This is a genomic window from Microbispora rosea (assembly GCF_900156315.1).
GTDB lineage: Bacteria > Actinomycetota > Actinomycetes > Streptosporangiales > Streptosporangiaceae > Microbispora > Microbispora rosea.
Window position 1 is genome coordinate 68,410 of sequence record NZ_FTNI01000036.1, and the last position, 23,036, is coordinate 91,445.

At 73.0% G+C, this 23,036-nt stretch carries 22 protein-coding genes; 11 read left to right on the forward strand and 11 right to left on the reverse strand.

All coding sequences use genetic code 11. The features are described from left to right. Positions 1-50: 50 nt before the first annotated feature. The 3 genes from BXA11_RS35840 to BXA11_RS35850 are packed head-to-tail and all read right to left on the reverse strand — an operon-like array spanning position 51 to position 2,900. Positions 51-1,247 carry a hypothetical protein gene (locus BXA11_RS35840; protein WP_076441800.1) on the reverse strand — a complete coding sequence of 399 codons (1,197 nt, stop codon included), beginning with the start codon at positions 1,245-1,247 and terminating at the stop codon, positions 51-53. Positions 1,248-1,249: 2 nt separating this feature from the next. Then, positions 1,250-1,636, reverse strand: coding sequence for a Rid family detoxifying hydrolase (locus BXA11_RS35845; protein WP_076441803.1), 387 nt, complete (start codon positions 1,634-1,636; stop codon positions 1,250-1,252). A gap of 13 nt (positions 1,637-1,649) precedes the next feature. Then, positions 1,650-2,900: a type III PLP-dependent enzyme domain-containing protein gene (locus BXA11_RS35850; RefSeq protein WP_239104717.1), complete on the reverse strand. Its 1,251-nt coding sequence runs from the start codon at positions 2,898-2,900 to the stop codon at positions 1,650-1,652. Between the two features lie 112 nt (positions 2,901-3,012). Here BXA11_RS35850 and BXA11_RS35855 point away from each other — a divergent pair, with 112 nt between their 5' ends. From BXA11_RS35855 to BXA11_RS35865, 3 genes are all read left to right on the forward strand, one after another. Further along, the gene (locus BXA11_RS35855) at positions 3,013-3,702 is read left to right on the forward strand and encodes a tetratricopeptide repeat protein (RefSeq protein WP_030511084.1); all 690 of its coding nucleotides are present in this window, start codon (positions 3,013-3,015) and stop codon (positions 3,700-3,702) included. Between the two features lie 155 nt (positions 3,703-3,857). Next, positions 3,858-4,724 (forward strand): alpha/beta fold hydrolase, encoded by an 867-nt coding sequence (locus tag BXA11_RS35860; protein WP_076441805.1) that lies wholly within the window; start codon positions 3,858-3,860, stop codon positions 4,722-4,724. A gap of 60 nt (positions 4,725-4,784) precedes the next feature. Next, positions 4,785-6,065, forward strand: a complete 1,281-nt coding sequence (locus BXA11_RS35865) for a hypothetical protein (RefSeq protein ID WP_076441807.1) — start codon at positions 4,785-4,787, stop codon at positions 6,063-6,065. Here BXA11_RS35865 and BXA11_RS35870 read toward each other — a convergent pair. Genes BXA11_RS35870 through BXA11_RS35885 form a run of 4 tightly spaced genes read right to left on the reverse strand, consistent with a single transcriptional unit; the run spans position 6,043 to position 11,850 of the window. Next, positions 6,043-6,276 (reverse strand): hypothetical protein, encoded by a 234-nt coding sequence (locus BXA11_RS35870; RefSeq protein ID WP_076441809.1) that lies wholly within the window; start codon positions 6,274-6,276, stop codon positions 6,043-6,045. The genes BXA11_RS35865 and BXA11_RS35870 overlap by 23 nt on opposite strands. A 7-nt stretch (positions 6,277-6,283) precedes the next feature. Then, positions 6,284-7,828 carry an N-acyl-D-amino-acid deacylase family protein gene (locus BXA11_RS35875; protein ID WP_076441811.1) on the reverse strand — a complete coding sequence of 515 codons (1,545 nt, stop codon included), beginning with the start codon at positions 7,826-7,828 and terminating at the stop codon, positions 6,284-6,286. A 13-nt stretch (positions 7,829-7,841) separates the two neighbouring features. Next, the gene (locus tag BXA11_RS35880) at positions 7,842-11,135 is read right to left on the reverse strand and encodes a DUF4153 domain-containing protein (protein ID WP_143734716.1); all 3,294 of its coding nucleotides are present in this window, start codon (positions 11,133-11,135) and stop codon (positions 7,842-7,844) included. Between the two features lie 25 nt (positions 11,136-11,160). Next, entirely contained in the window at positions 11,161-11,850 is a 690-nt protein-coding gene (locus tag BXA11_RS35885; RefSeq protein ID WP_036408396.1) for a response regulator transcription factor, read from the reverse strand. A gap of 200 nt (positions 11,851-12,050) precedes the next feature. Here BXA11_RS35885 and BXA11_RS35890 point away from each other — a divergent pair, with 200 nt between their 5' ends. Beyond that, positions 12,051-12,644 (forward strand): hemerythrin domain-containing protein, encoded by a 594-nt coding sequence (locus BXA11_RS35890; RefSeq protein WP_030511079.1) that lies wholly within the window; start codon positions 12,051-12,053, stop codon positions 12,642-12,644. A gap of 287 nt (positions 12,645-12,931) precedes the next feature. Then, on the forward strand, positions 12,932-13,126 hold the full coding sequence (locus BXA11_RS35895) for a hypothetical protein (RefSeq protein WP_030511078.1): 195 nt from the start codon (positions 12,932-12,934) through the stop codon (positions 13,124-13,126). Positions 13,127-13,201: 75 nt separating this feature from the next. Here the strand turns inward: BXA11_RS35895 and BXA11_RS35900 are convergent, their stop codons facing one another. Both BXA11_RS35900 and BXA11_RS35905 read right to left on the reverse strand, forming a co-directional pair. After that, positions 13,202-13,522, reverse strand: a complete 321-nt coding sequence (locus BXA11_RS35900) for a DUF3817 domain-containing protein (protein ID WP_030511077.1) — start codon at positions 13,520-13,522, stop codon at positions 13,202-13,204. A gap of 68 nt (positions 13,523-13,590) precedes the next feature. Continuing rightward, a complete protein-coding gene (locus BXA11_RS35905) occupies positions 13,591-14,391 on the reverse strand; it encodes an SURF1 family protein (protein WP_076441816.1) in 801 nt (266 codons plus the stop codon). A 173-nt stretch (positions 14,392-14,564) separates the two neighbouring features. Here BXA11_RS35905 and BXA11_RS43760 point away from each other — a divergent pair, with 173 nt between their 5' ends. Together BXA11_RS43760 and BXA11_RS35910 are read left to right on the forward strand one after the other, a co-directional pair. Continuing rightward, positions 14,565-14,738, forward strand: a complete 174-nt coding sequence (locus BXA11_RS43760) for a hypothetical protein (protein WP_167769296.1) — start codon at positions 14,565-14,567, stop codon at positions 14,736-14,738. A 218-nt stretch (positions 14,739-14,956) separates the two neighbouring features. Further along, positions 14,957-16,414 (forward strand): flavin-containing monooxygenase, encoded by a 1,458-nt coding sequence (locus BXA11_RS35910; RefSeq protein ID WP_076441819.1) that lies wholly within the window; start codon positions 14,957-14,959, stop codon positions 16,412-16,414. A 24-nt stretch (positions 16,415-16,438) separates the two neighbouring features. Here the strand turns inward: BXA11_RS35910 and ggt are convergent, their stop codons facing one another. Continuing rightward, a complete protein-coding gene (ggt, locus tag BXA11_RS35915) occupies positions 16,439-18,229 on the reverse strand; it encodes a gamma-glutamyltransferase (protein ID WP_076441821.1) in 1,791 nt (596 codons plus the stop codon). A 207-nt stretch (positions 18,230-18,436) separates the two neighbouring features. Here ggt and BXA11_RS35920 point away from each other — a divergent pair, with 207 nt between their 5' ends. Both BXA11_RS35920 and BXA11_RS35925 read left to right on the forward strand, forming a co-directional pair. Further along, entirely contained in the window at positions 18,437-19,594 is a 1,158-nt protein-coding gene (locus tag BXA11_RS35920; RefSeq protein WP_076441823.1) for a sensor histidine kinase, read from the forward strand. Beyond that, positions 19,591-20,253 carry a response regulator transcription factor gene (locus tag BXA11_RS35925; RefSeq protein WP_030511072.1) on the forward strand — a complete coding sequence of 221 codons (663 nt, stop codon included), beginning with the start codon at positions 19,591-19,593 and terminating at the stop codon, positions 20,251-20,253. The genes BXA11_RS35920 and BXA11_RS35925 overlap by 4 nt, the downstream gene beginning before the upstream one ends. Before the next feature lie 27 nt (positions 20,254-20,280). Here the strand turns inward: BXA11_RS35925 and BXA11_RS35930 are convergent, their stop codons facing one another. Next, positions 20,281-20,916 carry a TetR/AcrR family transcriptional regulator gene (locus BXA11_RS35930; protein ID WP_076441825.1) on the reverse strand — a complete coding sequence of 212 codons (636 nt, stop codon included), beginning with the start codon at positions 20,914-20,916 and terminating at the stop codon, positions 20,281-20,283. 89 nt (positions 20,917-21,005) lie between these two features. On the opposite strand from BXA11_RS35930, the gene BXA11_RS35935 reads away from it, so the two are divergent. Beyond that, on the forward strand, positions 21,006-22,481 hold the full coding sequence (locus BXA11_RS35935; RefSeq protein WP_076441827.1) for an MDR family MFS transporter: 1,476 nt from the start codon (positions 21,006-21,008) through the stop codon (positions 22,479-22,481). 181 nt (positions 22,482-22,662) lie between these two features. Further along, the coding region (locus BXA11_RS35940; protein ID WP_143734717.1) for an alpha/beta hydrolase at positions 22,663-23,036 on the forward strand (374 nt) is incomplete at its 3' end.

The window sequence follows — 23,036 nt, forward strand, 5'->3', positions numbered from 1 at the left end:
CCCGGCCTCGGCCCGGTCCTGGCTGCCCTCCCATGGCCGGACGCCCGTGCTCAGGCGAGCGCGTCGGTGATGCGGCCGAGCGCCTCGAAGGGCGCCAGGCCGTACGCGTAGAAGTCGGCGGCCCCGGCCCCCGCCGTACGGGCCGCGCGCACCTTGGCGGCCAGTCGGTCGGCGGAGTCGGTGTCCGGGGGGCCGGGGCGCAGCACGACCCTCAGCTCCGGGTTCTTGCCCACCGAGCGCCGGTAGGCCGCCACGTCGTCGGCCACCCGGGCCGGGTCCCTGGCATACCCGAGGACCGCGAACGACGGGACCAGGTCGCCGAGCGCCACCAGGTCGATCCCGAGCTGCCAGGAGTCGTGCGCGGCCAGGCCGGCCGCGGGCAGCCCGTGGGCGTAGCCCTTGGCCGCGCCCGTCGCGTCCATGAACGTCAGCCGCGCGCCTTCGGCCGTCACCGCCGCCGCGACCTCGCCCACCAGCGACGTGACGCTCTCGGAGCGGGCCCGCGCGTACGCCACCGTCTCCGGTCCGGCGTAGGCCGTCAGCGCCGCCCGCGTGACCTCGCCCTCCGCCGGGGGGTCGCCGTCGAGCACGCCCCCGACGATCCTGGCGCACTCCTGCCTGGCCACCTCGGCGTTAACCCCTAGATCGACGGCCCGGCGCATGCAGTTGGCGCAGAAGCACAGGCCGAACAGGAAGGCGTCCATCGGGCCGAGCGCCACGAAGCACCGCTCGTAGGCGAAGGCCCCGAAGTGCAGCGACTCCGCCACGACCGTGTCCACCCCCTGCCGGGCGACGGCCCGGGCCAGCGCCACGGCGTACGCCCGCACGTCGGGATGCGAGGGGCACAGGTCGGCCGGGGATCCGTGGTCGCCGAAGCAGTTCTCCACCGTCACGTCGGGGTGGGCCAGGCCGAGGGTGGCGTTGTGCAGGAACACGGTCCAGCCGTGCAGCCGCATCCCCCGGTCCCCGCAGGCGCGGCGCAGCTCGTCGATCGGCCGGTCCTGCGCACCCGGCTGCACGGGCGGGGTCAGGCGCAGGCCGTCGAACAGGTCCTCCGGAGGCGGGAAGTGGACGCCGTCGCGGCGCAGCGTCAGCCGCGACGCGCCGTGCGGGGTGACGTCCCTGGCCTGGTGGTAGGCCGCGGCCACCGCGACGCCTCGCACGCCGTACGCCGAGGCCCGGTCGAGCAGCCCCCGCACGCCCTCGGCGGACAGGTCCTCGACGAAGACGTACAGGGCGCTGTCCATCGTCAACGGCCCGCGTACGCCACGAAGTCGATCTCGACGAGGATGTCCATGAGATCGGAGCCCACCGTGGTGCGCACCGGGTAGGGCCGGGTGAAGTAGGACTGGTAGACCTCGTTGAACGCGGCGAAGTCCTCCTTGAGGTTCTGCAGGTGGACCGTCGCCTTCACCACGTCGTCGAAGGTCAGGCCGCGGGCCTCCAGCACCGCCCCGAGGTTGCGCATGGTGCGGTGCGTCTGGGCGGCCACGTCGTCGCCTGCGACCTCGCCGGTCGCGGGGTCGAGCGGCCCCATGCCGGAGGTGTAGAGGAAGTCGCCCACCACGAGCCCCTGGGAGTACGCGCCGATCGGCGGGGCCCCGGCGGTCGTACGGATCTCCTGCTTGCCAGCCATTGTCACCGCTCCATCAGAAACACGTACCGATCAAATCAATCACGACGTCGTCGTCGTCCACCACGGGGATGACGCGCCATTTGTCGAAGGCCGTACACGGATGGGACAGCCCGAACGACACGAGGTCTCCCGGGCGCAGTCCGGCGTCGCCGTCGAGATAGGCGTGCTGGTCCTGCACCTTGACGACCGTCACCCCGGTCAGCGGCTCGGCCGGACCCCGGCCGCCGCGCCGCACGGCCCTGGGAAAGGGCAGGTGGATGTCGTGGGGAACGTCCCGCTTGCCCATGCCGACCAGCACGAGACCGGGCTCGGGCACGGACAGGACCTGCGCCCAGACCTCCAGCGCCGGCCGCAGCTCGCCCTCCAGCCGGTTGTAGGGCGTGTGCTCGGAGTAGTAGCCGTCGTCGTGGGCGATGTAGGCGCCGCTGCGCAGCACCACGGTGGCGCCCAGCTCACCGGTCAGCGGCGCGAGCTCCTCGGCCACCAGGTCGAACCACGAGCTGCCCCCGGCGGAGACCACGATGGGGCCGGCCACCTGCGGCGCGAGCGTCCGGGCCGCGCGGGCCAGGTCGCGCAGGAACCCGCGCACCCCGGCGGCCTCGTGGTGGGTCCCCTCGTATCCGGCGACCCCGGCCAGCTCGGTCCCCCGCGCCTCCCGCGCCGCGCGGGCCACCGCCAGCAGCTCGTCCTGGTCGCGGCAGCCGGTCCGGCCGCCCGGGTGGCCCAGCTCGACCAGCACCCGGAACGGGACGTCGCCGGCCGCCTCGTCGAGCACGCGCACGCCCTCGATCGAGTCGGCGAAGCAGAGGAAGTCGAAGCGCCCGATCTCGCCGGCGAGCCAGCGTAGCGCGCCGCGGTCGAAGATCTCGTTGGCCAGCAGCACGCGCGGAACGCCGAAGGAGCGGTGGACGAGCACCTGGCCCGGCGTGGCGGCGGTGACCCCCCACGCCCCGGCGTCGAGCTGGTCCCGCACGAGCTGCGGCGACATCGTGGTCTTGGCGTGCGGCGCGAAGGCCAGTCCGTGCAGGTCGGCGAAGCGCGCCAGCGTCGCGATGTTGTGGTCGAGGGCCGAGCGCCGTGCCGTCATCACCGGCCAGGTGAACGCGCCGTCGAACAGGGAGTGCCGGGCCTCGGCGAACTCCCGTCCGCCGATCGGCTCGCCCGGCCACAGGAAACCGCGCGTGCGCGCGTCGACGACGATCTCCGGGAGCCCCCGCTCCGTGCGCCCTGCGGGCTGCAGTGGGAGGCCGTCCGCGAAACCCACGCCGCCCCCTTGTTGTCCCGGTTCAGACCACCTTGTGGATCGTACTGGACCACCGCCTCGGAGGTAGACTCGCGCCCTCACACCATGATCGGAAGATCGGGACGGGGTAGGGATGAGCGGCGACGCACGACTCGATCGGGCCTTGGCCCTCTACGAGCAGGCGGTCTTCGGCGGCGACGCCACGGCTCTCGCCGAGGCCGACCGGGAGCTGGACGCGGTGGAAGCCGACCTGACCACCCGGGCATCGGGACGGGACATCGGCGCGGCCGAGGCCGGTCTCGCGCTGGCCCGCGGCCGCATCGTCCACGCGCGGTTCCTCGAACACCACGAGGAGGACCCCCGCGAACTCGAGCTGTTCGAGCGGGCGGCCGATCTCTTCCGGCGGCTCGGCGACACACGCGGCGAGGGCGAGGCGCTCTTCTGGATCGGCTGCTTCCACCAGGTCGTACGGCACGACGACGAGGCGGCCGGGCCCGCGTTGCGGCGGTCGTACGAGCTCGCGGCGAAGGCCGGCGACAGGCTGACGATGTCCTACGCGCTCAGGCACCTGGGGATCGCCGAGCACAAGGCGGGACGGCTGGAGGCGGCGCGCGAACGGCTGGAGGAATCGGTCCGGCTGCGCCGGGAGCTCGATTTCCATCCGGGTGTCGCCGCCAACCTGGTCGGACTGGCCTACATCGCCGTCGCCGAGGACCGCCGGGACGACGCCCTGCGGCTGCTCGACGAGGCGGCCGCCCTGGCGGAGACGAGCGGAGCCCTGGGCATCGCGCGGCACGTGGAACAGGCGCGAACGGCCCTGTGACCGAGGCCGGGCGACCCGGTCGCCTCGCGCGTCCACCGGTTCCGCGGGTCGCCTGCATTCGATGACACGTTCGAGATAGGGTGTGACCGCCCTCACAGGGGCTCTGAGGTTCCGCAGCGGGGACATCCGCAGCGTAGACAGAGGAGTGACCGCCCATGACCGAGCCCAGGACCCACACCCTCGAAGTGCCCGGCTGCGTTCTCCATTACGACGTCCGCGAGGCCGAGGGCACCACCGAGCCGATCCTGCTGCTGATCGGATCGCCGATGAGCGCCGCCGGGTTCACCGCCCTGGCACGGCATTTCCAGGACCGCACGGTGGTCACCTACGACCCGCGCGGCAGCGACCGGAGCACGCGGACCGGCGGTGCCGCCGAGTCGACCCCCGAGTTGCACGCCGACGACCTGCACCGGCTGATCGACGCGCTCGGAGGCGGGCCGGTGGACGTCTTCGCCAGCAGCGGAGGGGCGGTCAACGCCCTCGCGCTCGTCGCCCGGCATCCCGAGCAGGTGCGCACGCTCGTGGCGCACGAGCCGCCCGCCGCCCAGGTCCTGCCGGACCGGGAGCAGGCGCTGGCCGCCGTTGCCGACATCCGGCGGACCTACGATCGGGAGGGTTTCGGGCCGGCGATGGTGAAGTTCATCGTGGTCACCGGCCACCAGGGCGAGATCCCGGCGGACTTCGCCGATCAGCCCATGCCGAGCCCCGCAGAGTTCGGGCTGCCGGCGGAGGACGACGGTGCGCGTGGCGACGTGATGTTCGAGCAGAACCTCATCACCTGCACGCACTACGAGCCCGACTTCGACGCGCTCCGCGCGGCTCCGGCCCGCATCGTCGTCGGCGTCGGAGCCGAGTCGGAGGGGCAGCTGGCCCGCCGCGCGGGCGAGGCGGTCGCCGAGCGGCTCGGCACCAAGCCGGTGCTCTTCCCCAGCAACCACGGCGGGTTCCTCGACGACACGTTCGGCATGCCGGGCGATCCGGACAACTTCGCCGTCACGCTGCGCCAGGTTCTGGCCGAGTAGGCCGGCGAGCCCGTCGAGCCGGGCAGCGAACTCCACCCCGCCATTGGGCGTCCAACCTTCATGAGCCCGCGCGCGTCGTTCACCCCGGCCTTGTCAGCCGCCATCGTCGTGGCCGTGCTGGCCGCCGCCTGCACCGCCCCGCCCGCCCGCGGACGCGTGTCCGAGCGGGCACCGGCGTCCGCTGCCACGGGTGTCGCGCCGGGCACGCCGGGGACGGGCGGGAAGGGATTTCGAGGGGCCTGGGACTATCTGTATCCGGACGATCCGCCTGAGCGGCACCGGCCCGTGACGGTCGCGGCCGATGAGTCGGGGCCGTGGCGGCTGCGCCTGCTCGCCGACTACGGGGTGTTCGACCAGATCACCTGTGTCGTCGCCACGGCGCCCGGAGTGGCCTGGGCGTTCGGGTTCGATGAGACGTGGCGGGGCCGGCTGGTCGCACTGCGCTGGGACGGAGCCCGCTGGACCAGGTACGCCTCCGCACAGCGGGCCTACCCGGTTGCCGCTGCGGCCTCGGGGCCGGACGACGTCTGGCTGCTGCTGCGGGGGGCACGTCGCGGGCAGGTCCTGCACTGGGACGGGGCGCGGTGGGCGCCGGTCGGCGGCGGCGGGTCGTTCGCCCGGCTGGGCTCGGCGGGCCGGGGGCGGGCGTGGGCGCTGGACGGCAAGGAACCCGCGATCCGGCTGTCCGACGGCGGCCCCTGGCGGCGGGTGCCGGGACCCGGGACGGGGATGGCGGTGCGGGCGCTTTCCGTGCCCGCGTCCGGGACGTACTGGGCGGTCGCCAATGACATGCGGCGGGGGCGCACGGCGCTTTACCGGCGTGCGCCCGGTGACTCGTGGGAGCCGGTCGCCTTCGGCGGGGCGCTGCCGAAGGACACCCGGGAGAACTCGCTCGACCTCCAGGGGGTGGTGGCCGCCTCCGACTCCGACGTCTGGGCGTACGGCACGTACGGGGCACGCCCCGATCCGGAGGGGGACGGCGCCCCGGTGAGGGACCCCTTCGCCGCGCACTGGGACGGGCGGGCCTGGCGGCCCGTGGCCGTGCCCAAGGGCTGGCGGTTCACCGACGCGGCGGTCGCCGACGGGCAGGGCGGGCTGCGGGCCGTGGTGGCGAGCACGACCGGCGACGAGGACGCCGTCGCGGCCGAGACCGCCGTCCTCTCGCTGACGCCCACCGGCCCCGCCACGCCGGCCGAGCCGAAGATCGAGGGCGGGCGGGTGGTGCTGCGCGGGCTTGCGAGAGTCCCGGGGACGCACCGCTTCTGGGCGGTGGGCGCGGCCTTCCCTGTGTCGCCGGATATGTCGGCGTCCACCTCCGTCATCTATGGCTGGCGGCCCTGAAGGCGCTGCGGCCGGCGCCTGCCGCGCTCCGGGTGCGGGCCAGGGACGCGAGTGCGAGCAGCAGCAGCAACGCGCAGGCCCAGGCGAACCAGTCGCCGAACCGTGTGTAGGGCCTGTCGGCCGAACGGGCAGGCAGCGTGGTGAGAGCGGACACGACGGGCGCGTCCGCGCTGTGCGCCTCGATCCGGACCCGGCCGTTGGCGTCGCTCACGGTCCGGTTAGGCAGGACGCAGCGCGCGGCCGGGGGTGGCGCCGGTGAGCTCGCCACCGCGCAGCACCGGCACGCCGCCGACGAGCACGTCGTCCACGCCCACGGCGAGCGAGCGGGGCTTGTCGTAGGTCGCGGTGTCGGCCACCGTGGCCGGGTCGACGACCACCAGGTCTGCGGCCTGGCCACGCCGCACGAGACCGCGGTCGGGCAGCCGGAAGCGTCGCGCCGGGTGCGAGGCCAAGTGCACGGCGGCCTGTTCCCAGGTGAGGTCGCCGAGTTCGCGTACGTGCCGGCCGAGGTAGCGGGCGAACGCGCCGAAGCCGCGGGGGTGCGGATGGCCGCCCACGTAGATGCCGTCGGAGCCGCCCGTGTGGCCGGGGTCGCGCATGACGGCGCGCACCGACTCCTCCCCCGCCGGGCCCTCGTCGGGGCGGGCCTGCACGCAGCCCGCCTGGAGCCGGGTCTCCGCCAGCAGCACCCGGCAGAACTCGGCGGGGCCGGCGCCGAACTCGGCCGCCGCGGCGGGCAGGGTCATCCCCTCGGCCCACTCGAACCCGGGGGCGTGCGACAGCGTGATGCGCGGCCACAGGTCGTCGCGTCCCGCCCACTCCCCGGCGAGGCGTTCGCGTTCGGAGGACAACATCGCCACGGCGCGGTCGGGGTCGGCGGCGGGCACCCACGGCGGCAGCGTCACCATCGCCAGGATCGTGCTGGCCCGCAGGTAGGGATAGGTGTCGAAGGTCAGGTCGACGTCCTGCCGCCGAGCGTCCTCGACCAGCGGCAGCAGAGTGGAGGCCGGGCCGTGGAGGTGCGAGACGTGCACGGCCGCGCCGGACCGCCGGGCGATCTCCACGACCTCCGTCATCCCCACCGACGCCGACGCGCCGTACGCGCGCATGTGCGTCACGTACGGCAGGCCGCCCAGCGGTGCGCACAACGCCGCCAGTTCGGCGGCGTCGGCGTACCGGCCGGGGGCGTACTCCAGGCCCGACGACAGCCCGGCCGCCCCTTCGGCCAGGCCCCGCTCGACCGCGCGCAGCATGGCGCGCAGTTCGTCCCCGTCCGCGGCGCGTTCCGCGGCGCCCATCGCGTCGAACCGGATCGTCGCGTGCGGCAGCAGGTAGACGGTGTTGAGCGCGGTCGCGCCGCCGTATCCCGCGAGCAGGCCGGCGACGCTCACCGGCCCGTCCACGTGCGGGTGCGGGCCGTTGATCGCCGCGAAGTAGCGGCTCGCGTACGCGAAGGAGGCCGGGGAGGTGGCCGGGGCGAACGACAGCCCGTCCTGTCCCAGCACGAACGTCGTGACCCCCTGCCGCAGCGCGGCCTGCTGCACCAAGGGGTCGAACACGGCCGCGTCGCCGTGCGCGTGGCAGTCGACCAGGCCCGGCAGCACGAGCCTGCCCGCCGCGTCGATCCGCACCGCCGCCTCGGCCGCGCCGAGGCGGCCCACCGCTTCGACCCGGTCCCCGCGCACACCGACATCGGCGCGGAACGCGGGGGCTCCGGTGCCGTCCACGACGCGGCCACCGGTGATCAGGACATCGAAGGTCACGTCACCGATTAGATCAGTCGTACGGACCGGACAGGCGCGAGAAGCCGGGGCAGTCGCGCGACCGCGAGACGGGCGGCACGACAGGCCTGCGCTCCAGCACCTCGCGGGCGCGGGCGCGGGCGAGGTTCCAGCCGTTCCACGCGTCCGGCCTCCACAGGTCGTTGAAGGCCACCACGTCGCTCAGCACGCAGCTGCGGTCGGGCTCGGGCAGGCGGTCGAGGATCGGCACGGCCTCCGCCCCCAGCTCGCTCAGATAGCCGTGGTCGAGCCGCTCCACACCCCGGACCGCCAGCTGGGTCTCGGCCACCCTCGCGTCGGGGTCCCACACCGCGAACGCCAGCAGCGACACCCCGGTGAGCAGCACGAGCGCGCGGAAGAACCAGGACGTGCCCCCGCCGGCCAGACGGACCGCTCCCACCGCCAGGACCAGCACGAACACCGCGCCGAGCCACCAGATCGTCGCCTCCACCGAGGCGCGCAGCCGCGACAGGCCGTACGCGTCGGTGTAGAGGCCGAGCCGGTGCAGCGCCGAGGCGAGGATGATCAGGGTGAACGCGCACAGCAGGCCGAGCAGCACGGCGAGCAGCCAGCGGTCGGCCCGGCTCTCGCGGCGCAGCAGGGCGACCGCGGCCGCCACGATGCCGAGCACGAAGAGGCTGACCGTGACGAGTTCGAAGAAGCCCGATCTCGCGTACTCCGCGTAGGTGAGCCCCGCCGTCGTCAGCACCCTGCGGCTTCCGCCGAACAACACCGTGATCTGCACGGTCACGAACGCCGCGAACAGCACGTTCAGCCCGAGCAGCGGGATCACCCACACCTGGCGGCCGAGGGACATCCGCAGGTCGGGCGCGGCGGGCTCGGCCACCGGCCGCAGGCCCACCAGCACCGCCGCCGCGGCCAGGCCCGCGAACACGCAGAACACGAAGATCCGGTAGGGCAGGCTCCTGACCCAGTCAGGGGTGCGCAGCAGGTCGCTGAGGAAGGCCGAGAAGACGGCGTCCGCGGAGGAGAACAGCAGGCCGAAGACGGCCAGCAGGACGACGGTCACGAGGGCGCTGATCAGCGTGGGCAGCATCCGGCGCCGTTTCAGTCTCCGGAGCGGCCCGGCCAGGAACCACGGCAGCGGCAGCAGCGCGAACACGACCGAGACCCCACCCTTGATCACCGCGAGCCAGCCCCGCCCGCCGCCCGACACCGCGAGGGACCCGACTCCGAACGCGGCCAGCAGCACCGGCCCGACCAGCCAGTCGGCGTCGCGGAAGAGCGCCACGGAGACCAGCGCGTACGCCAGGAGGCCGAAGGCCACCGTCCACGGCGTGATCCGGCCGCGCCGGAGCGGCAGCACCACGGGGAACGCCGCGGCGCCCATCGCGACCGCCGTCAGCACGAACCCCAGCCCGGGCGACGCGTCCGGCAGGGCGACGGCGGCGACCAGACCGGCCGCCGCGGCGGCCGGCAGCAGCCACCGGGGCGCGTCCGGCAGCTCCGGCCGCGGGAACAGCGGCGGCGGCACGTACGCGGGTGGCGGCGGAGTGACCGGCATATGTGATGGCACAGCGCCCTGCCAGGGCGACGGCGGCGCGCCCGCCGGCGTGGGCCGGTGGGCCCATGACGAGCCGCGGCTCGCTCCCGCGATCGTGCCGCCGACGACGAACAGCAACACCACCACCGTGTCCAAGCCGAGGATGACCGAGACGGCCATCCCGATGAACAGCCCGGCGAACATGCCGACGCCCGTCCCGAGCGCCGCCCGCGCCAGCTGCCCGGCGCGGTCGTAGGCGGGATTCGAGGCAAGCGCGTGCGAAGCGACCGCGTTCGAGGCAAGCGCGTGCGAAGCGACCGCGTTCGAGGCAAGCGTGTTCGAAGCGACCGCGTTCGAAGCGAGCGTGTCCGAGGCAGGCGTGTGCGGCGCGCGTAGCCCCGCGGCCGCATTCGCGTCCTGCACCGCCGCGTCCGGCTGGTCCGCAAGCTCCCCCTGCCCGGCCTCCGCTCGCTCGCCCCCGTCCGGGGTCCCGGGCGAGGAACCCCCCGCCTCCTCGCCCCGCACGGCCTCGCCTCGCACGGCCTCGCCTCGCACGGCCTCGTCGCCGGTCTCCTCCGGCCTCTTCGCCGGAGCGAGGGCCCCGGCCGGGCCGGCCAGGCCGACGCCCTCGTCCCCGGATGGGCCCCGCTCGCCGGGCCGGCCTTCTGCGCGTCCCGCGCCCGGCTCACGGACGTCCATGTCTCCCTTTCCGGCGTGGACGGGCCCGTCCACGTTCTCTCCCGCCGCGGGCTCCCCGCGCAGCGGCAGCACGACGACCATCCGGCACCCCGGGGTCGTCTCCCGGCCTCTCCCCGCGGCCCGTCGTATGACCGGGGCCGGGTCCGACACCGCGATCGACCCGCCGTGCAACTCGACGATCTCCTTGGCGATGGCGAGCCCGAGCCCGGCCCCGCCCGCGTCCGCGGCCCGTCCGGCGTCGAGCCGCGAGAAGCGCTCGAACACCCGGGCCCGCTCCGCCTGCGGGATGCCGGGGCCGTCGTCGACCACGCTGATCTCCAGGTTCGCCCCGGACGGCCGCGCCTCCACCCGGACCGTGCCGCCGGACGGGCTGTGCCGTACGGCGTTGTCGAGCAGGTTGGCCAGCACCTGGGCGAGCAGGGCCCCGTCGGCGGACAGCACCGTCCCCGGACCGACCGCGCTCACCACTGTGACGTCGTCACGCGCGAGAGTCGCCTCCGAGACGGCCTGGCGGCACAACGACGCCAGGTCCAGCTCCTCCGGCTCGATCAGCCGGGCCCCCGAGTCGAGCCTCGACAGGTCGAGGAGCTGGGCCACCAGGCGGCCGAGCCGCTGCGTCTGGGCGAGGGCCGTGCCCAGGGTGTCGAGGTCGGGCGGCGTGACGCCGTCCACGATGTTCTCCAGCACGGCCTGCAGGCCGGTGATCGGCGTGCGCAGCTCGTGGCTGACGTTGGCCACCAGTTCGCGCCGTTGGCGATCGACCTCGGCGAGGTCGGCCGCCATGGCGTTGAAGGCCCGCGCCAGCTCTCCCACCTCGTCGCGGGAGGTCGCGCTCACGCGCAGGCCATACCGGCCCTTGGCGATCGTCTGCGCGGCGGCTGCCATCTCGCGCAGCGGCCGGATCATGCCGCGGGCGAGGAGCTGCACCATGATCAGCGCGAGCACGACGGCGATCGCGATCCTCAGATCGCGGGACAGGCCGGAGTTGATGCCGACCTCGTTGACGACGAACGCCGCGACCACGGCGAGCACGATCACGATGCCGAGCTTGACCTTGATCCGGCCGAGGAAGTCGAGCGGCCTCAACGCCTGGCTCTCCCTAAATGAAGCGTCACGGACGGACGAGCGCGTATCCCACGCCATGGACGGTACGGACGACCTCCGGGCCGAGCTTGCGGCGCAGCGCGCGGACGTGGCTGTCCACGGTCCGGGTCGCGGCGGCCTCGGAGAAGCCCCAGATGTCCGACAGCAGCCGTTCGCGCTCGAAGACCTGGCCGGGCCGCTCGGCGAGACGCCGCAGCAGGTCGAACTCGGTCCGGGTGAGCTGGGCCTCGGCCCCGCGGACGAACACGCGGCGCTCGGCCGTGTCGATCTCGACGTCGCCGACCCGGATCACCGCGTCCTCGTGGGCCAGCAGGCTGGCCCGCTCCACCCGCCGTAGCAGCGCGTGGATCCTCGCGACGAGTTCCCGCATGCTGAACGGCTTGGTGATGTAGTCGTCGGCCCCCACCCCCAGCCCGACCAGGACGTCCGTCTCCTCGCCGAGCGCGGTGAGCATGAGCACCGGCACCGGCCGGGCGGCCTGCATCCTGCGGCACACCTCGAGCCCGTCCAGGCCCGGCAGCAGCCGGTCGAGGACGACGACGTCGGGCTCCGCCTTCGCGTAGGCCGCGAGCGCCCCCTCGCCGTCGCTCGCGACGCGCACGTCGAAACCCTCCGCCACGAGCCGGAGCCGTACGGCGTTCGCGATCGTGTCGTCGTCCTCGACCACGAGGACGCGGCGCTGCTGAGGGGTAGCCATGGAGGGAAGCGTAGATGCCCTCTGTGTAGAGCCGTCGTCCGGAAATGTGCAGATCCCGTGCATCCGGTGCAGGCCGGCCGCCCGCGCCGGCCGGGCCGGGGCCGCGGGCGGCCGCATCGTATCCGTGCGCCGAATACGCAGGTCAGGGGTTTCGCTTCCCGGTTACGGGTAGCCCGGATATGACCAGGAAGGAGGCGCTAATGGACCGCCAGTCAAGGCCGGAGACCATGCGGGAGAACGACGTGATCGATCTCCTGACGCAGCAGCACGTTCTCATCCGGGAGCTGTTCGACGAGGTCGACAGAAGCCAGGGGGAGCAGCGCAGGGAGGCCTTCAGCCGCCTTGTCCGCCTGCTCGCCGTCCACGAGACGGCGGAGGAGGAGATCGTCCATCCCTACGCACGGCGCAAGCTGGTCGGCGGCGACACGATCGTGGACAACCGCCTCCAGGAGGAGGAAGAGGCGAAGGAGATGCTCAGCCGCCTCGACGACATGGACGTGACGACGCCGGAGTTCTCCCAGGAGCTGGAGAGGCTGCGGGCCGCGGTGTTCGCCCACGCCGCCGCCGAGGAGCGCTACGAGTTCTCCGAGCTCAAGGCCAGCACGTCCGAGGGTGAGCGCAGGGCGATGGCCGTGGGCGTCAAGGCAGCCGAGGCGATGGCTCCCACGCACCCGCACCCCGGGATCGAATCGGCGACGGAGAACATCCTGCTGGGAACGCCCGTCGCGATCATGGATCGTGCCCGCGACGTGATCCGCAAGGCGATGGGCAAGTCGGAGTCCGGCGAAGGCTGAGTCTCCGGGCGGGCCGCCGTACGGGACGGAGTCCGTCCCGTCGACACGGGAGCGCGGCCCATGCCGGACGACCGGGGAGCGTGCGCGGCGCCGCGGGGCCGGGCGGGAGACGACGACTCGTCTCCCTGGCACCGCGGCGCCGCGGCGCGGAGGTGCCACGCGGAGGTGCGACGGCCGGGATCGGGCCGGCCCCCGGGGGTGTTCACGGAACTCGGCCGAGACCCCGGACGTTCTCCAGGCGACGCGGGACGACGTTCCGCGCGGGACCCGACACGAAAGGCCTGACGATGTCGCCACTGGGCAAGTACTACGTGGGCGCGGCGGTGGTGGCCGTGCTGGTCTTCATCCTTCCGGTGCCGACGCTTCTGGCCTGGCTGATCACGATCGGCGCGCTGGGTGCGCCGATCGTCGCCTACTTCATGCTGGACGAGTCGCAGCGGGCGCGGCTGCGGCGCATCCGCCGCCGCCAGATCGGCGGCTGACTCCCACGAAGCTGAAGGACACAGAGCTGAAGGACACGGCCGGGTCGCGCTCGCGGCCCGGCCGTTCCGCGTCGCTCAGGAAGCGGTGGCGATCCTCCTGCGCGCCCGCTCGGTGACGCTGCGCTCCATCACGAAGGACAGGAACGGGATCGTGCCCGCGATGAGCACCAGCAGCAGATAGCCCACCGACCAGCGCGCCTTGATCAGGCCCAGGTTGATCGCGGCCACCAGATAGATCATGTACAGGAAGCCGTGGATCGGCCCGACGACCGCGACCATGGTGCCGCTGTCGAAGCCGTACTTGACGACCATGGCGGCACACAGCACGAGCAGCATCACGCCGACGATGTAGGCCATGACGCGGTAGAAGTTGAGCGCGGATTCCACGTCGATCATTACCTCTGCTGGGGAAACGGTCACCCCACGATATCCGTGCCACCCGGCGGTCCGGCCTCCAGGGCCGATCAGGCCTCCACGTGCGCGGCGGGCTCGGACGGCTCCGGCTCCGCGTCCTCCCGCTCCCGCCGCCCGCGCTGGGCGTCGCGTACGAAGTGGAACCACATGTACACGGCGAACAGCGCGAAGATCCACCACTGGAGGGCGTAGGCCAGGTTGCGCCAGGTGAAGCCGCCGCCGACGGTCGGCGGCGACACGGCCACGGGCGTGACGCGGGACGGCGGCTCCTGCGCGGCCGCGACGACGAACCCGTCCCGCACCCGCGCGTCCGGCCACAGGTTGATCAGCTCCGCCGTCGACACCGTCGCCACCTGGCCGCGTGGCAGGTTCCCGCTGCGCATCACGTCGTCGGTCTGCTCGGCCGGCCGCAGCCGCCCGGTCACGGTCACGGCGCCCTCGGGCGCGGCCGTGGCGGGGTCGTCCGCACTGGGAACCCAGCCGCGTACGACGGGGACGACCGTGCCGTCCGCGAGCCGCAGCGGCGTGAGCAGCCAGAATCCGCTCCCGCGGGCCGCCCGGCCGCCGGGGGCGGCGACGTCCGCGACCCGGTCGGCCACCAGCAGCTGGTGCGCGGCGTCGTAGGTCCCCGTGGCGGTCACCCTGCGGCTGATCGCGGTGCCGCTCACGTGCTGTCCCACCTGAGCCAGCTCGGTGACGGCCACGGGCGCGGGGTCGGGAGCCCGCTTCGGGGCGCCCGACGCCTCGAAGACGCCGAGCTGCCAGCGGCCGAGGAAGGTGAAGGACACGAGCACCCCGATGACCAGCAGGTGCAGGGCCACCAGCCGGGGAGCCAGGAGGGTGCGGAGCATGGATACAACGCTATCCGCCGCCCACACCGGTCCGGTATCCGCGCCCGCGCCGGTGCCCGGGATACGGGCACGGGCGGGCCGCCGTTTCCCGACTCGCCCAAGCGGTCGCCAGGAGAGGGCAAAATCCGACAAATCACAGCGATGGCGCACCATGTGTCGCTAGAGTCTTGCCCATGTCCGACCCTCAGATCGACCCGGCCGGAAACACGCAGGCTTTCCGGGTGTTCGCGCAGCAGCAGGACGCGGAGGCCTCCAAGGAGCAGCCGTCCCGCCTGCCGATTTGGATCGCCGCCGGTGCGGCGCTCGTCGTGATCCTCGCTGTGGTGGCGTACCTCCTGGTCCGCTGACATACCTGTACCAGCCGCCGACGACCGCGCCCGTCGGCGGCTTTGTCATGCCCGCCGACGGGTCAGCTCTCCACCCGCATGACGTACGGTGAGGGGTGCCACGGCGTCCCCGCGACGGGCACTCCCCGGCCGCTCCGGCCGTCCTGCATCGGCCCCCTGGACCCGGCCCACCCGCGGGCATAGGTTGGACAGATCTTCCAATAGGACGGGGAGGACGCATGCCCAGTCCGGGCGTCACGATCATCGGTTCCGGGTTCGCCGGGCTGTGCATGGCCATCAAGCTCAAGGAAGCCGGTTATCACGACTTCGTGATCCTGGAGAAGGCCGGCGAGCTCGGCGGCACCTGGCGGGACAACACCTATCCCGGCTGCGCCTGCGACGTCCCCTCGCCGCTGTACTCCTTCTCGTTCGAGCTCAACCCCGGCTGGTCGCGGCTGTTCTCCCCGCAGGAGGAGATCTGGGACTACCTGCGGGCCTGCGCCCGGAAGTACGACCTGGAGCCCCACCTGCGGTTCGGCACGGAGGTCAGCGGGCTGGAGTACGACGACGAGCGGGCCCTGTGGCGGGTGTCGACCGGCGGCGGGGAGACCTTCGAGACCCACGCCGTCGTCTCCGGCGTCGGCGCCCTGCACATGCCGTCGTTCCCCGAGATCCCCGGGCGTGAGCGCTTCACCGGCACGGCGTTCCACTCCGCCCGGTGGGACCACTCCGCGGACCCGGCCGGCAAGCGCGTCGCGGTCGTCGGCACCGGTGCGTCGGCGGTCCAGTTCGTCCCGGTCGTCGCCGAGCAGGCGAGCCGGCTCACCGTCTTCCAGCGCACCCCGCCGTGGATTCAGCCCAAGCCGGACCTGCCGATAGCCGGACGGCTGAAACGGGCCATGGAGACGCCCGGCGGCGCCCGCCTGCTGCGCGACGCCGTCTACTGGCTGCTGGAGACCCGGGCCGTGGGCTTCACGATCGACCCGCGGCTGATGAAGGTCCACCAGGCGATGGCCGAGCGGCACCTGGCCCGGCAGGTGCCCGACCCCGGGATGCGCGCCAAGCTGACGCCCGACTACACCATCGGCTGCAAGCGGATCCTGCTGTCCAACGACTACTATCCCGCGCTGACCAGGGACAACGTCGAGCTGGTCACCGACGGGATCACCGAGATCAGGGAGCGGTCGATCGTGGACGCCGCGGGGCGCGAGCACGAGGTCGACATGATCGTGTACGGCACCGGCTTCAAGGTGGTCGACGCGCTCAACGAGCAGAACATCGTCGGCAGGAACGGCGTCAAGATCCAGGACGCGTGGCGCGACGGCGTCGAGGCCTACTACGGGATCACGACCGCGGGTTTCCCCAACCTGTTCTTCCTGCTCGGCCCCAACACCGGTCTCGGGCACTCCTCGGTCGTCTTCATGATCGAATCGCAGGTCCGCTATGTCATGGACTGCCTGCGGCTGCTGTCGAGGACCAGGGCGAAGGCCCTGGACGTGCGGCCGGCGGCGCAGCGGGCCTTCAACGACCGCCTCCGGCAGCGGCTCGACCGGCTGGTGTGGAACGAGGGCGGCTGCACGAGCTGGTATCTCGACGAGCACGGCAGGAACCGCACGCTGTGGCCAGGCTTCACCTTCGAATACTGGGCACGGACCCGGAAGGTGAAGCCGGCGGCCTACGAACTCATCGGCGCCTGAGACCGACTGGGGGGCTGATTCGGATCAGCGGCGCGGGCTGACCACGAGGGCGCTGCCTCCGCCACGCCTGGCCGGCTCGGCGACCGCCTGGACGCGGCCGTTCTCCAGGAACTCCAGGCCGGTCGCCGCGCCGATCTCCCCCGCCGGCGGCCCGGGGACGTCCGTCAGCGTGTGACCGAGCGCGGTCAGCTCCGCGCCGTACCGGTCGGCGAACGCGGGCTCGGCCTGGGTGGCGGCGGTGTTGCGCTGCGAGGCGCGCGGCGCGGCCACGGCCTCCGGGAGCGACATGCCGAAGTCGAGCCGGTTCACCAGGATCTGCAGCACCGTCGTGATGATCGTCGCGCCGCCGGGCGAGCCGACGGCGAGCAGCGGCGTGCCGTCCTTGAGCACGATGGTCGGGGCCATGGACGACCTCGGGCGCTTGCCGGGAGCGGGCAGGTTGGGGTCGCCCGGCGCCGGGCCGAAGGTGAAGTCGGTCAGTTCGTTGTTGAGCAGGATGCCGCGGCCGGGCACCACGATCCCGCTGCCGCCGGTCTGCTCGATCGTGATGTTGTAGGCGGCCACGTCGCCCCAGCGGTCGGTCACCACGAGGTGGGTGGTCTCGGGACCCTCCTTCTTCTCCTCGGGCACCGCGCCCGCCGACGCCCCCGGGGTCCCCTGCGCCGCCGCAGGGCACGGCGCGTAGGAGCCGTCGGGCGAACCCGGCGCGGCGGGGTGCGCCATCGCCCGCGGGCCGATCAGGCAGGCGCGCTCCTTGGCGAACCCGTCGGACAGCAACTGCTCCAGCGGCACGTTCACGTACGCCGGGTCGCCGACGTAGGCGTTGCGGTCGGCGAAGGCGAGCCGGGACGCCTCCAGGTATTCGTGCAGGCCGACCTTCGGGAGGGCCTCCAGGATCTTCAGCGCCTCTCCCACCGTTGATCCGCCGGACGACGGCGGCGCCATGCCGTACACGTCGAGGCCCTTGTACGCGACCTTGGTCGGCGGCCGTTCGAGCGCCCGGTAGGCCCTGAGGTCGGATACCTCCATCAGCCCGGTCCTGACGTTCCTGGTGGCACCCCGGCGCACCGGCGGCTTCTTCACGGTCGCGACGATCTCCCGGCCGAGCGCCCCGCCGTACAACCAGTCCGGGCCGCGGATGCCCAGCTCACGGTAGGTGCGCGCGAGGTCGGGGTTGCGGAAGACCGAGCCGACCGGCGGCGGCTCCCCACCCGGCAGGTAGAGCGAGGCGGTCGAGGTGAAGTCGGCGAAGCGGGCGGCGTTCTGCTCCGTCTGATCGTGGAACGTCTGGTCGACGACGAAACCCTTCTCCGCGATCTCGATCGCGGGGCGCAGCGCCTGCCGCATCGGCATCGTGCCGTAGCGGCGCAGCGCCGTGTCCCACTGCGCCACGCTGCCCGGGACGCCGACCGACAGCCCGCTCGTGACGGCCTCGTCGAACGGGATGCCCTCGAACGCCGTCGAGGTCATCGCCCGCGGGGCGGTCTCGCGCCCGTCGATCGTGGTCACCTTCCGCTTGCGGGCGTCGTAGTAGACGATGAAGCCGCCTCCGGCGAGCCCCGCCGAGTAGGGCTCGGTCACGCCCAGCGCCGCGGCCCCCGCCACCGCCGCGTCCATCGCGTTGCCGCCCTGGCGCAGCACCGAGAGCGCGGCCTTGCTCGCGTCGAGGTCCACGGTGGCCACGGCCCCGCCGTACCCCTCCGCGACCGGCCGCTTGGCCTCCGGGGCGGGCCGCACCGGCGCGGCGTGGACGGGCGGCGCGAGGAAGCCCGCCAACGTGACCAGCCCCAGCGACGCGACGACGACGCTCCTCATGCCCCGGCACCTCCAGCACGACGTGACCGATCACTCCAGCATGACTCACGGCAGTCAATATCGCTGCGGGATTGTCCGCTTTTGGACGCCGATCCTGGCCGAGCGCGCCGGCAGGCGACGCGGCGAACGCGCTACTCCTTCCGGCGTACGGCGGACTGCCGCGCGGGGCGGATGCGGTGACCAGCGGTGATGGCCTAGCGTGCGGGTGTGCGTTCCCGTTCCGCCGTGTACCACCGCATCGATCCCGTTCTGCCGATCATCGTCGGGATCCTCCAGGTGTTCCTGTCGATAGGCGCCCAGTATGGGCAGTTGCGGAACCCGGACCTCGGACGGGTGCCGCTGACCTGGTGGGGCTACGCGCTGCTGCTGGTCGGGCCGCTCGCGATCGCGCTGCGCCGCCGCGCGCCGGTCGCCGCGCTGGTCGTCACGTTCACGGCCACCTCGGTCTACATGCTGTTCGACTACGCGTACGGGCCGGTGTTCCTCAGCCCGATCATCGTGATCTTCAATGCGGTGCTGTCGGGACACCGTCGCGCGGCGTGGCTGTCGGCGGGGGCGTTCTTCCTGTTCGTCGTCGCCTACGCCACCTGGCTCATCCCCCATCGCGCGAGCCTCTTCCACCACACCGCGGTCGCGGCCTACCTGCTGCTCACGCTGACCGTCGCGGAGTTCCACAGGATGCGCCGCGAGCGCCTGGCCGAGCGCCGGCGGGTGGCGCAGGAGGAGGCACGGCGGCAGGCGAGCGAGGAACGGCTCACCATGGCCCAGGAGCTGCACGACGTGCTCGCCCACAACATCTCGCTGATCCACGTGCAGGCGTCCACCGCCCTGCACATCCTGGACGACCACCCCGAGCAGGCCCGCACCGCGCTGACCACGATCAAGCAGGCGTCCAAGGACGTGCTGACCGAGATGCGCGGCGTGCTGAGCCTGCTCAGGGACGGCGCGCCGCGCTCCCCCATGGCCGGGATGGCCCATCTCGCCGACCTCGCCGAGCGCAGCGGCCTGCCGGTCGCGGTGGAGGTCACCGGGCAGGAGCGCCCGCTGCCCGCCGGCATCGACCGGGCCGGGTACCGGATCGTGCAGGAGTCGCTCACCAACGTCTCGCGGCACGCGCCCGGCTCCCGGGTGACCGTACGCGTGGCGTACGCGCCGGAGGAGCTGACCGTGGTGATCGAGGACGACGGCGCGGGAACGGCGCGGGCCGAGGCGGGCCTCGGCAGCGGCAACGGCATCCCCGGCATGCGCGAACGGGCCGCGGCGCTCGGCGGGTCGCTGGCGGCGGGCCCCCGGCCCGGCGGCGGCTTCCGCGTCGAGGCCCGTCTCCCCCTCCCCCCGTCCGCCGGCCAGAAGGAGCCGAAGTGATACGTGTGCTGCTCGCCGACGACCAGGCACTGGTCCGGGCCGGGTTCCGGGCCCTGCTCGACGCGCAGGAGGGCATGACCGTCGTCGGTGAGGCGGGCGACGGCGAGCAGGCCGTCCTGCTCACCCGCGACCTGCGTCCCGACGTGGTGCTGATGGACATCCGCATGCCCGGCACCGACGGCCTGACGGCCACCCGCCGCATCGGCGACGACCCCGCCCTCACCGACGTGAGGATCGTCATGCTCACCACGTTCGAGCTGGACGAGTACGTCTTCGAGGCCCTGCGCGGCGGCGCGAGCGGCTTCCTGGTGAAGGACACCGAGCCGGCCGAGCTGATCCAGGCCGTGCGGGTGGTGGCCTCCGGCGACGCCCTGCTGTCCCCCGGCGTGACGCGCAGGCTCATCGCGGAGTACGTCGCCCGCGCCAAGGAGCCCGGCATCGCGACCCGCCTCGACCCGCTCACCGAACGGGAGCGGGAGGTGCTCTCGCTCGTGGGCACCGGCATGACGAACGACGAGATCGCCGCCAGGCTCTACATGTCCCCGGCGACGGCCAAGACCCACGTGAGCCGCACGATGAGCAAGCTCCACGCGCGCGACCGCGCCCAGCTCGTCGTCATCGCGTACGAGTCGGGCCTGGTCAAACCCGGCTGGCTCTGAGGCGCCGTACGGCCGCGCCGCGTCAGGTCAGACGGCCGCCGCCGGGTCCGGCGCGTCGTGGTGGCCGCGGACGAGGGGGAGGAAGAGCTCGTCGAGGATCGACCGGATGCGTGCGGGCTTCGGGGGTTCGAGGTCCATGAGCAGGTCGTGACGCACCAGGTCGAACGGCATGGCGAGCACCGCGGGAGGGATCCGGTCCAGATCGATCTCGCCGCGGTCGTGGGCGCGCTGGTAGATGGCCCGGACGCGTGGGAGCCGCTGGTCGCCGATGATCCGGTCGCGCACCTGGGCGGGAGTGAGCCCGGTGCTGGTCAGCAGCCCCGAGAAGGCGGCGGCCGCGGTGACGGCGAAGAAGGCGGCGCGGGCCTCGGCCATGCCGGTCAGCGCGGCGAGAAGATCGCCACGCAGGGTCCCGGTGTCGGGGAGGTCGACCGGGTGGCTGATGCGGTAGTGCTCCAACGCGGCGAGCACGAACTGGTCCTTGTTGGCCCAGCGGCGGTACAGCACCGCGATGCCGGTGCCTGCGCGGGTGGCGACGGACTCCATGGTCAGTCTCGCGAAGCCGGCCTCGGCCAGCTCGTCCCAGGCCGCGTCCAGCAGCGCGGCCTCAAGCTCGGGCCCGCGCCGGCGCCGGCGAGAGGACGCGGCGGCAGATGTGGTCACGGCCCCACTATAAGAAAGGTTTGCATTCCTTAGCAACGCGTCCTACTCTCCCAAGAGATGGATTCCTCTCTTATTCCGAGGGCGACACGATGACGGAGACCACCGAGGCGAAGCTGTCGCCACAGGTGAAGAACGCGCTGATCGCGCTGATCGTGGGCGGGATCGCGGCGATCCTCGACTCGACGATGGTGACGCTGGCGATCCACACGCTGGCGGTGCGGCTGCACTCGACCGCCGGCACGATCCAGTGGGTCACCACCGGCTTCCTGCTGGCGATGGCCGTGGCGATCCCGATCACCGGGTGGGCCGAGCGCCGCTGGGGCGGCAAGCGGGTGTGGATGGCCGCGCTGGTGCTGTTCGTGCTCGCCTCGGTGCTGTGCGCGGTCGCCTGGAACGGCGCGAGCCTGATCGGCTTCCGGGCGCTGCAGGGCTTCGGGGCAGGGCTGATCTTCCCGCTGATGCAGACGCTCGCGGTGAGAGCCGCGGGCGGACAGGTCGGCAGCCGGCTGATGGCGGCCGTCAGCCTGCCGATCGCGCTCGGCCCGATCCTCGGCCCGGTGATCGGCGGGGTGATCCTCAACGGGCTGGGCTGGCGCTGGCTGTTCCTCGTCAACGTGCCCGTGATCGCCGCCGGGCTGCTGCTGGCGTGGCGGTTCCTGCCCGCCGACCACCCCGGCTCCCCTGCCGGGCGCGGGCGCCCGGACTGGATCGGCCTGGCGCTGCTCGCGCCGGCGCTGACGGGGATCCTGCTCGGCCTCTCGCAACTGTCCGAGGACGGCGGGATCGGCCATGCCAGGGTGCTGGCGCCGCTGCTCGCCGGGGTCGTCCTGCTGGCCGCGTTCGTCGTGTGGGCGTCGCGGCCCGGCGAGCGCGAGCCGATCGTCGACGTCCGACTGCTGCGCGTGCGCTCGCTCGGCAGCGCCTCCGCGGTCCTGTTCACCGCCGGCGCGGCGATGTACGCCGGCATGTTCCTGCTGCCGCTGTACTACCAGCAGCTGCGGGGCGACAGCGTGCTGGACGCCGGGCTGCTGCTGATCCCGCAGGGTGTGGGCGCGCTCGCCTCGCGCTTCGTGATCGGCCGGCTGGTCGACCGGTTCGGGGCCCGCACCCTGACGATCGCCGGCTTCCTGCTCGCCGCCGTCGCCACCGTCCCGTTCGCGCTCGCCGGGCCGGGCACGAACCTGTGGTGGCTGGGAGCCGTGCTGCTGGTTCGTGGCCTGGGGACCGGGGCGGTGCTGATCCCGCCGATGTCCGTCGCCTACCAGGACATCCGGCCGGCGGGCATCCCGCACGCCACCATGAACACCCGCATCGCTCAGCAGGTGGGAGCCTCGTTCGGCACCGCCGTCGTCGCCGTCGCCCTGCAGTCGCTGCTCGACAACGACGCCACCGGCGCCTTCCAGGGCGCGTTCTGGTGGGCGGTCGGCATCGCCGTCGCGGCGATCGTCCCCGCCGTCGCACTCCCGGCCCGCCGGCCCGCGAACCGGTCACCTGCGGCCGCGCCGGTGCACGACGACGAGACCGCAGGCAGCCGAGTGGACGCGCAGGAAGAGGCCGCCCACTAGTAGTGCTTGCGGTCAAGCCGCGCCGCTGGCAGGTCGGGAGGGGTTTTCCCTTGCGGCAGGGTGGCTCGCCCCCGCCCCATAGATAATGGGTGACATCTATCACGTGGACGCTGTGAGGCGGGGGCCTGCATGATGAGCCCGCACATCATGCCCAACACATCACCTGCCCTATGAGGTTCGAATGCCCCTGCCGTCGCTGTTGCTGGTCCCCGGAGCGTGGCACAAGCCCGAGCATCTGCAACTCCTCATCGATGACCTGCCCGGCATCGATGTCCACACCGTGGCTCTCACCTCGTGTGGCGACGATCCCAAGGCGCTGGGCGACATGTACTCCGACGCGGCCGCCATCAGGGCCGCGGTCGAGGCGATCGGCGGCCCCGTGGTCGTCGTCGCGCACTCCTACGGCGGCGTCCCCACCACGCAGGCACTCGCCGACGCGTCCAACGTCAAGAGCATCGTCTACCTCGCCGCGTTCCAGCTCGACGCAGGAGACTCCCTGCTGTCGAGCGCGGGCGGCGACCCGGCACTTTGGTGGGAGTTTCACCGGCAGGAGGG

What these genes read in the sequence shown, in the direction of transcription:
- BXA11_RS35840 (WP_076441800.1), bottom strand. Translation starts at nt 1,247, where the DNA reads ATGGACAGCGCCCTGTACGTCTTCGTCGAGGACCTGTCCGCCGAGGGC.
- BXA11_RS35845 (WP_076441803.1), bottom strand. Translation starts at nt 1,636, where the DNA reads ATGGCTGGCAAGCAGGAGATCCGTACGACCGCCGGGGCCCCGCCGATC.
- BXA11_RS35855 (WP_030511084.1), top strand. Translation starts at nt 3,013, where the DNA reads ATGAGCGGCGACGCACGACTCGATCGGGCCTTGGCCCTCTACGAGCAG.
- BXA11_RS35860 (WP_076441805.1), top strand. Translation starts at nt 3,858, where the DNA reads ATGACCGAGCCCAGGACCCACACCCTCGAAGTGCCCGGCTGCGTTCTC.
- BXA11_RS35865 (WP_076441807.1), top strand. Translation starts at nt 4,785, where the DNA reads ATGAGCCCGCGCGCGTCGTTCACCCCGGCCTTGTCAGCCGCCATCGTC.
- BXA11_RS35885 (WP_036408396.1), bottom strand. Translation starts at nt 11,850, where the DNA reads ATGGCTACCCCTCAGCAGCGCCGCGTCCTCGTGGTCGAGGACGACGAC.
- BXA11_RS35890 (WP_030511079.1), top strand. Translation starts at nt 12,051, where the DNA reads ATGGACCGCCAGTCAAGGCCGGAGACCATGCGGGAGAACGACGTGATC.
- BXA11_RS35895 (WP_030511078.1), top strand. Translation starts at nt 12,932, where the DNA reads ATGTCGCCACTGGGCAAGTACTACGTGGGCGCGGCGGTGGTGGCCGTG.
- BXA11_RS35900 (WP_030511077.1), bottom strand. Translation starts at nt 13,522, where the DNA reads ATGATCGACGTGGAATCCGCGCTCAACTTCTACCGCGTCATGGCCTAC.
- BXA11_RS35905 (WP_076441816.1), bottom strand. Translation starts at nt 14,391, where the DNA reads ATGCTCCGCACCCTCCTGGCTCCCCGGCTGGTGGCCCTGCACCTGCTG.
- BXA11_RS43760 (WP_167769296.1), top strand. Translation starts at nt 14,565, where the DNA reads ATGTCCGACCCTCAGATCGACCCGGCCGGAAACACGCAGGCTTTCCGG.
- BXA11_RS35910 (WP_076441819.1), top strand. Translation starts at nt 14,957, where the DNA reads ATGCCCAGTCCGGGCGTCACGATCATCGGTTCCGGGTTCGCCGGGCTG.
- ggt (WP_076441821.1), bottom strand. Translation starts at nt 18,229, where the DNA reads ATGAGGAGCGTCGTCGTCGCGTCGCTGGGGCTGGTCACGTTGGCGGGC.
- BXA11_RS35935 (WP_076441827.1), top strand. Translation starts at nt 21,006, where the DNA reads ATGACGGAGACCACCGAGGCGAAGCTGTCGCCACAGGTGAAGAACGCG.